This is a genomic window from Mesorhizobium sp. M7A.F.Ca.CA.002.09.1.1, assembly GCF_003998555.1.
Taxonomy (GTDB): Bacteria; Pseudomonadota; Alphaproteobacteria; order Rhizobiales; family Rhizobiaceae; genus Mesorhizobium; species Mesorhizobium ciceri.
Genome location: NZ_RZRR01000270.1, coordinates 1 through 6132, shown reverse-complemented (window position 1 = coordinate 6132; position 6132 = coordinate 1). Strand labels below are relative to the sequence as shown.

Here is a 6132-nt window from a genome sequence, read left to right as displayed (position 1 = left end):
CCATCACCTTGCCGAAGCCGTTGGCGGCTGCGATGGCGATGGCCTTCTGGATGACCTCGCGGTTGTAGAAGCGGCCGTCGCCACCGATCACCAGGGTCTTGCCCTTGAAACCGTCGAGCGCGTCGAAGATCGACTGGATGAAATTCTCGGCATAGTGCTCCTGCTGAAAGACAGGCACCTTCTTGCGCAGGCCCGACGTGCCGGGCTTCTGGTCGGAATAAGGCTTGGTGGGAACGGTCCGTATCATGCTTCAGGCAACCCTTTTCGAAAGCAGCGAACGATAGAGTTCGACGTATTTTTCCGCGCTCTTGTCCCACGACACATCGGCTTTCATGCCCTGGCGCTGCAGTGATTCCCAGACCGTCGGACTGGCATGGGCGTCGACGAGGCGGCGGATAGCGTGCAGCAAGGCGCCGCCATTGTTGGGCGCGAACTGGAAGCCGGTGGCGACGCCGGCAGAGACGGCAGCCTCATTGGCGTCGATGACCGTGTCGGCGAGGCCGCCGGTGCGCGCGACCACCGGCACGCAGCCATAGCGCAGGCCGTAAAGCTGCGTCAGCCCGCACGGTTCGAAGCGCGAGGGGATGACGATGGCGTCGCAGCCGCCCTGCATGATGTGCGACAGCCCCTCGTCGTAGCCGACGACGACGCCGATGCGGCCGCGATGCCTGGCGGCGGCGGCAAGCAGCGCGCCTTCGAGACCGGCATCGCCCGATCCCAGGATGGCGAGCCGCGCACCCGTCGCGACAATGCCGTCGACCACCAGCGCCAATATGTCCATGCCCTTTTGCCAGGTCAGGCGGCTGACCACGCAGACGATCGGGCTGTCATCGCGCTCAAGGCTGAAGCGATCCTCCACGGCAGCCCTGTTGGGTGCGCGCGCCTTCAGCGTGCTGCCCGTGTAGTTGGACACCAGATGCTTGTCGGTTTCCGGATCCCAGATGCCGGTGTCGATGCCGTTGACGATGCCATGGAGATCGCTGGAGCGCATGTTGATGAGGCCGTCGAGGCCCATGCCGAATTCGGGCGAGCGGATTTCCTGCGCGTAGGTCGGACTGACCGTGGTGATCGCCCAGGCGGCCTGCAGGCCCGCCTTGAGGAAGCCGACACCACCATAATATTCGACGCCGTCGAGCGCCATCGCCGCCGCCGGCAAGCCAAGCTCGCCGAAAATGCCGGCGCCGAACTGGCCCTGGAAGGCGAGGTTGTGGACGGTCATCATCGAAGGCACGCCGACCGCCTTGCCATAGCGCATATAGGCCAGCGTCATCGCCGACTGCCAGTCATGGGCGTGCACGATGTCGGGCTGGTAGCCCGAGATGGCGCCGCCGGCGATGTCGCCGCCGACCTGGCTCAACGCCGCGAAACGCCGCCAATTGTCTGGCCAGTCGACGCCGGTCGCATTGCCATAGGGGCCGCCGGGACGGTCGAACAGATGCGGCGCATCGAGCACGAACAGTTCGAGCCCGGCGAGTTGGACGGAATGGACAGAGGCCTTGCCGCCCTGCAGCAAGGGGTATTGCAGAACCGCCCGCTTTTTCTTGAAGGCAGCCATGACGGTCGGAAAGCCGGGCATGAGCGTGCGCACGGTCACGCCCTTGGCCGCCAAGGCAATGGGCAGCGCGCCGGTCACGTCGGCAAGCCCACCGGTCTTGATGAGCGGGAAAATTTCCGGCGTGACCGACAGAACCTGCATGCGTCAGAGCCCCAGCTTGTCGATCATGTCCTGGGTGACCAGGCAGATGCCCTTTTCGGAAACGCGGAAGCGCTTGGCGTCGAGAATAGGATCTTCGCCGACCACCAGCCCTTCCGGTATCCTAACACCATGGTCGATGACCACGCGCTTCAACTTTGCGTTCCGGCCGACATGAACGTCGGGCAGCATGACGACTTCTTCGAGCGTCGAATAGGAATTGATGCGCGCGCCGGTGAAGATCAGGCTTTTTTTCAGCGAAGCCCCCGAGACGATGCAATCGCCCGAAACCAGCGAAGACACAGCCGAACCGCGGCGGCCATCCTCGTCATGCACGAACTTTGCCGGCGGCTTCAATTCGGCATAGGTCCAGATCGGCCAGTCGCGGTCGTAGAGGTCGAGTTCCGGCGTGATATCGGTCAGGTCGATATTGGCTTCCCAATAGGCGTCGACCGTTCCGACGTCGCGCCAGTAGGCCTCGTTCTCGGCGGTCGAACGGACGCAGGACTTGGCGAAGCGGTGCGCGATCGCCTTACCGTGCTGGACGATATAGGGGATGATGTCCTTGCCGAAGTCGCGGCTCGAGCCCGGCTCGGCCGCATCGCGGCGCAACTGCTCCATCAGAAACTTGGTCTTGAAGACGTAAATGCCCATCGAGGCCAAGGCAAACTCCGGCTTATCGGGAATGCCGGGCGGATCGGCGGGCTTTTCGACGAAGGCGATGATGTTGTCCTTGCCATCGACATGCATGACGCCGAAGCCGGTGGCTTCCATGCGCGGCACTTCGAGGCAGCCAACGGTGACGTCGGCATTGGCGTCGACGTGCTGGCGAAGCATCATCTCGTAGTCCATCTTGTAGATGTGGTCGCCAGCCAGGATGACCATGTATTCGGGTCCGTAGGCCTCGATGATGTCGATGTTCTGATAGACGGCGTCAGCCGTGCCCTCATACCACTGCGTTTCCGAGACGCGCTGGCTGGCCGGCAGGATGTCGAAGCTTTCGTTTCGCTCTGGGCGCAGGAAGTTCCAGCCGCGCTGCAAATGACGGATCAGCGAATGTGCCTTGTACTGGGTGGCAACGCCGAGGCGTCGAATGCCGGAGTTAAGCGCGTTGGAGAGCGCGAAGTCGATGATGCGCGTCTTGCCGCCGAAATAGACGGCCGGCTTGGCACGCCGGTCGGTCAGTTCCTTGAGGCGGCTGCCACGGCCGCCGGCCAATACATAGGCCATGGCATCGCGCGCCAGCGGCTGGGTCCGTTTCAAGTCTGCCATTTCTACCCTCCCAAGTTACTCGATCTCGACATGTTACTCAGTGTCGATGGGTTCAGTCGGCGACGAGCTCGAGCATGATCGTGGACAGCGGCGGCAAGAGCATCGTCGCGGCGATGCTTCCTTCCTCCGCCCGTGCCTCGACCATGCCGCCATTGCCCTTGCCGGAACCGCCATATTCAGAAGCGTCGGTGTTGATGATCTCGCGCCATTTGCCTGATGTCGGCAACGGCACGCGATAATTATCGCGCGGCACCGGCGTGAAATTGGAAATGACGGCCACCGGGCTGCCGCCCGGCGCGCTGCGCAGCCAGGCAAAAACCGAATTCTGGCTGTCGTCGACGATCAGCCAGGAAAACCCTTCCGGTTCGCAGTCGCGGCCATGCAGCGCCGGGCGCGAACGGTAGAGATAGTTGAGATCGCGCACCGTCTGCCAAACGCCGCGATGCGGCCGGAATTCAAGCAGGTTCCAGTCGAGCGCGCGCGCCTCGCTCCATTCGCGGCGCTGCGCGAACTCCTGCCCCATGAAAAGCAGCTTCTTGCCGGGATAGCCCCACATGAAAGCGTAGTAGGCGCGTAGCGTCGCAAACTTCTGCCAGTCGTCGCCGGCCATCTTGCCAAGCAACGTGCCTTTGCCGTGCACAACCTCGTCATGCGAGAGCGGCAGCACGAAATTCTCCGAGAAGGCGTAGGTCAGGCCGAAGGTGAGGTCGTTGTGGTGGTGCTTTCGGAAGATCGGCTCCTTGGAGAAATACTCCAGCGTGTCGTGCATGAAGCCCATATTCCACTTGAAGCCGAAGCCGAGGCCGCCTTCATGCACCGGTGCCGAGACCTTCGGCCATGAGGTCGATTCCTCGGCTATGGTCATGACGCCCGGATGATGGCCGTAGACCTCCTTGTTCATCTTCTGCAGGAAGCTGACCGCCTCGAGATTCTCGCGGCCGCCCTTCTCGTTGGGGATCCATTCGCCGGCCTTGCGTGAATAGTCGAGGTAGAGCATCGAGGCGACCGCGTCGACGCGCAAACCGTCGACATGGTATTTCTCGGCCCAGAACAGCGCATTGTTGACCAGGAACGACACCACCTCGCGGCGGCCGAAATTGTAGATCGCGGTGTTCCAGTCGGGATGAAAACCCTTGCGCGGATCGGCATGTTCATAGAGCGCGGTGCCATCGAAATTGGCCAGGCCATGCGCGTCGACCGGGAAATGTGCCGGCACCCAGTCGAGGATGACGCCGACGCCGGCGCGGTGGGCGCCATCGACGAAACGGGCAAAGCCGTCCGGGTCGCCAAAGCGGGCCGATGGCGCGTAAAGGCCGGTCGTCTGGTAGCCCCAGGACGGGTCGTAGGGATGTTCAGAGATCGGCATGAATTCGATGTGGGTGAAACCGGTCTCAACCACATAGGGGATCAGCCGGTCGGCCAACTCGTCCCATGACAGGAACGTTCCGTCGTCGCGAAGCTGCCAGGAGCCGGCATGGACCTCGTAGATCGAGATGGCTTCTCGCCGGTGATCGGCATTGCGCCAGAAATTGCGATGCGCCTCGTCGCCCCACTCGTGCGCCGGCGGCACCGCCACGACCGAAGCAGTAGCCGGACGCAGTTCGGATTTGAAGGCGAACGGGTCGGCCTTCAGCGGCAGCCTCACACCATCGGGGCCGATGATCTCGTATTTGTAGGGTCGTCCGGCACCGATGTCGGGTATGAACAGTTCCCAGATGCCGGTGTCGCGGCGGTCTCGCATGGTGTGCCGGCGGCCGTCCCACTCGTTGAAGTCGCCGACCACCGAGACGCGCCGCGCATTGGGAGCCCAGACGGCGAAATGCACTCCGGTGGCGCCTTCGTGATCAATGACATGGGCGCCGAGCTTATCGAACAGCCTGAGATGCGAGCCTTGGGCGATGTAGTAATCGTCCATCGGGCCCAGCACCGGACCGAACGAATAGGGATCGGTCAGCCACCAGTCGCCGCCGGCGTTCCTGGCATGATAGCGCAGGGGTTGCCGCTTCTTGATCGAGAGCTTGCCTTCGAAAAAGCCGCCATCGTTGCGCCTGGACAGTTCACCCGCGATGGTGCCGGTCAGCGTGTAGGCGGTGACGAATTCGGCATTCGGAACAAAGCACCGGGCATACAGGCTCTTGCCGACCTCATGGACACCAAGGACGGCGAAGGGATCTCCGTGCGTGCCGGCAACAATCGCCGCAACATCGCCGGCTGGCGCCAGTCCATCCGGCCCGCTTGTCGCAGCGGTCGCGCGCGGCTTCTTCATCAGGCAGTGTCCCTCCCCGGGCACCAAGTGTTTGTTTCTAGTGATGTAAATCCAACATTCAAATTCACATCACCGGGACCACATTGTTTGCGGCCTCATGCAATCACATCAGACAGGCACGTTCCAGATTTCTTTCGCATATTGGCGGATCGTGCGATCGGAGGAGAACCAGCCGACACGCGCAACGTTGCGGATTGCCCGGGCGTACCAGTCGGGACTGTTGCGCCAGACCGCATCGACCTCACGCTGGGCGGCGGCATAGGCATCGAAATCGGCGGCAACCATGAACCAGTCGCTGTTGTAGAGACCGTTGATGAGATCGCGGTAACGCTCCGGATCGTCCGGCGAGAAGACGCCTGACGAAACAGCCGCAACCGCTTGCGCCAGCTCAGGCGAGCCTTCGATGACGGCGCGCGGATCGTAGCCGTTGTTGCGCCGCTCGGCGACCTCGGCGGTGGTCAGGCCGAAGATGAAGATGTTGTCGTCGCCGACGCATTCCTTGATCTCGACATTGGCACCGTCGAGCGTGCCGATGGTCAGCGCACCGTTCAGCGCGAACTTCATGTTGCCGGTGCCCGACGCTTCCATGCCGGCGGTCGAGATCTGTTCGGACAGATCGGCGGCCGGCATCATGATCTCGGCAAGGCTGACATTGTAGTTCGGCACGAACACCACCTTCAGCAGACCGCGCACGGCCGGATCGCGGTTGATGACCTTGGCGACATCGTTGGCGAGTTTGATGATCAGCTTGGCATTGTGGTAGCTGGGCGCCGCCTTGCCGCCGAAGAATTTCACGCGCGGCATCCAGTCGCGCTCGGGATGCGAGCGGATCTGGTCGTAGAGGGCAATCGCCTCGAGGATATTCAGAAGCTGGCGCTTGTATTCATGGATACGCTTGATC

General features: G+C 62.4%; 4 protein-coding genes and 1 pseudogene. All 5 read right to left on the bottom strand.

Going from position 1 to position 6132, the window contains the following annotated elements:
* A pseudogene (locus EN994_RS14095) lies at window positions 1-247 on the bottom strand (alpha-D-glucose phosphate-specific phosphoglucomutase); the annotation flags it as partial.
* A gap of 3 nt (window positions 248-250) precedes the next feature.
* Window positions 251-1696 carry a glycogen synthase GlgA gene (gene glgA, locus EN994_RS14090; protein ID WP_013532698.1) on the bottom strand — a complete coding sequence of 482 codons (1446 nt, stop codon included), beginning with the start codon at window positions 1694-1696 and terminating at the stop codon, window positions 251-253.
* 3 nt (window positions 1697-1699) lie between these two features.
* Window positions 1700-2965, bottom strand: coding sequence for a glucose-1-phosphate adenylyltransferase (glgC, locus tag EN994_RS14085; protein WP_013532699.1), 1266 nt, complete (start codon window positions 2963-2965; stop codon window positions 1700-1702).
* A gap of 52 nt (window positions 2966-3017) precedes the next feature.
* Window positions 3018-5231 carry a 1,4-alpha-glucan branching protein GlgB gene (gene glgB, locus EN994_RS14080; RefSeq protein WP_013532700.1) on the bottom strand — a complete coding sequence of 738 codons (2214 nt, stop codon included), beginning with the start codon at window positions 5229-5231 and terminating at the stop codon, window positions 3018-3020.
* A gap of 108 nt (window positions 5232-5339) precedes the next feature.
* On the bottom strand, window positions 5340-6132 hold a 793-nt coding region (locus EN994_RS14075), incomplete at its 5' end, for a glycogen/starch/alpha-glucan phosphorylase (protein WP_164745912.1).

Coding starts and splice junctions, on each gene's coding strand:
- glgB (WP_013532700.1), bottom strand. CDS start 5,231: ATGAAGAAGCCGCGCGCGACCGCTGCGACAAGCGGGCCGGATGGACTG.
- glgC (WP_013532699.1), bottom strand. CDS start 2,965: ATGGCAGACTTGAAACGGACCCAGCCGCTGGCGCGCGATGCCATGGCC.
- glgA (WP_013532698.1), bottom strand. CDS start 1,696: ATGCAGGTTCTGTCGGTCACGCCGGAAATTTTCCCGCTCATCAAGACC.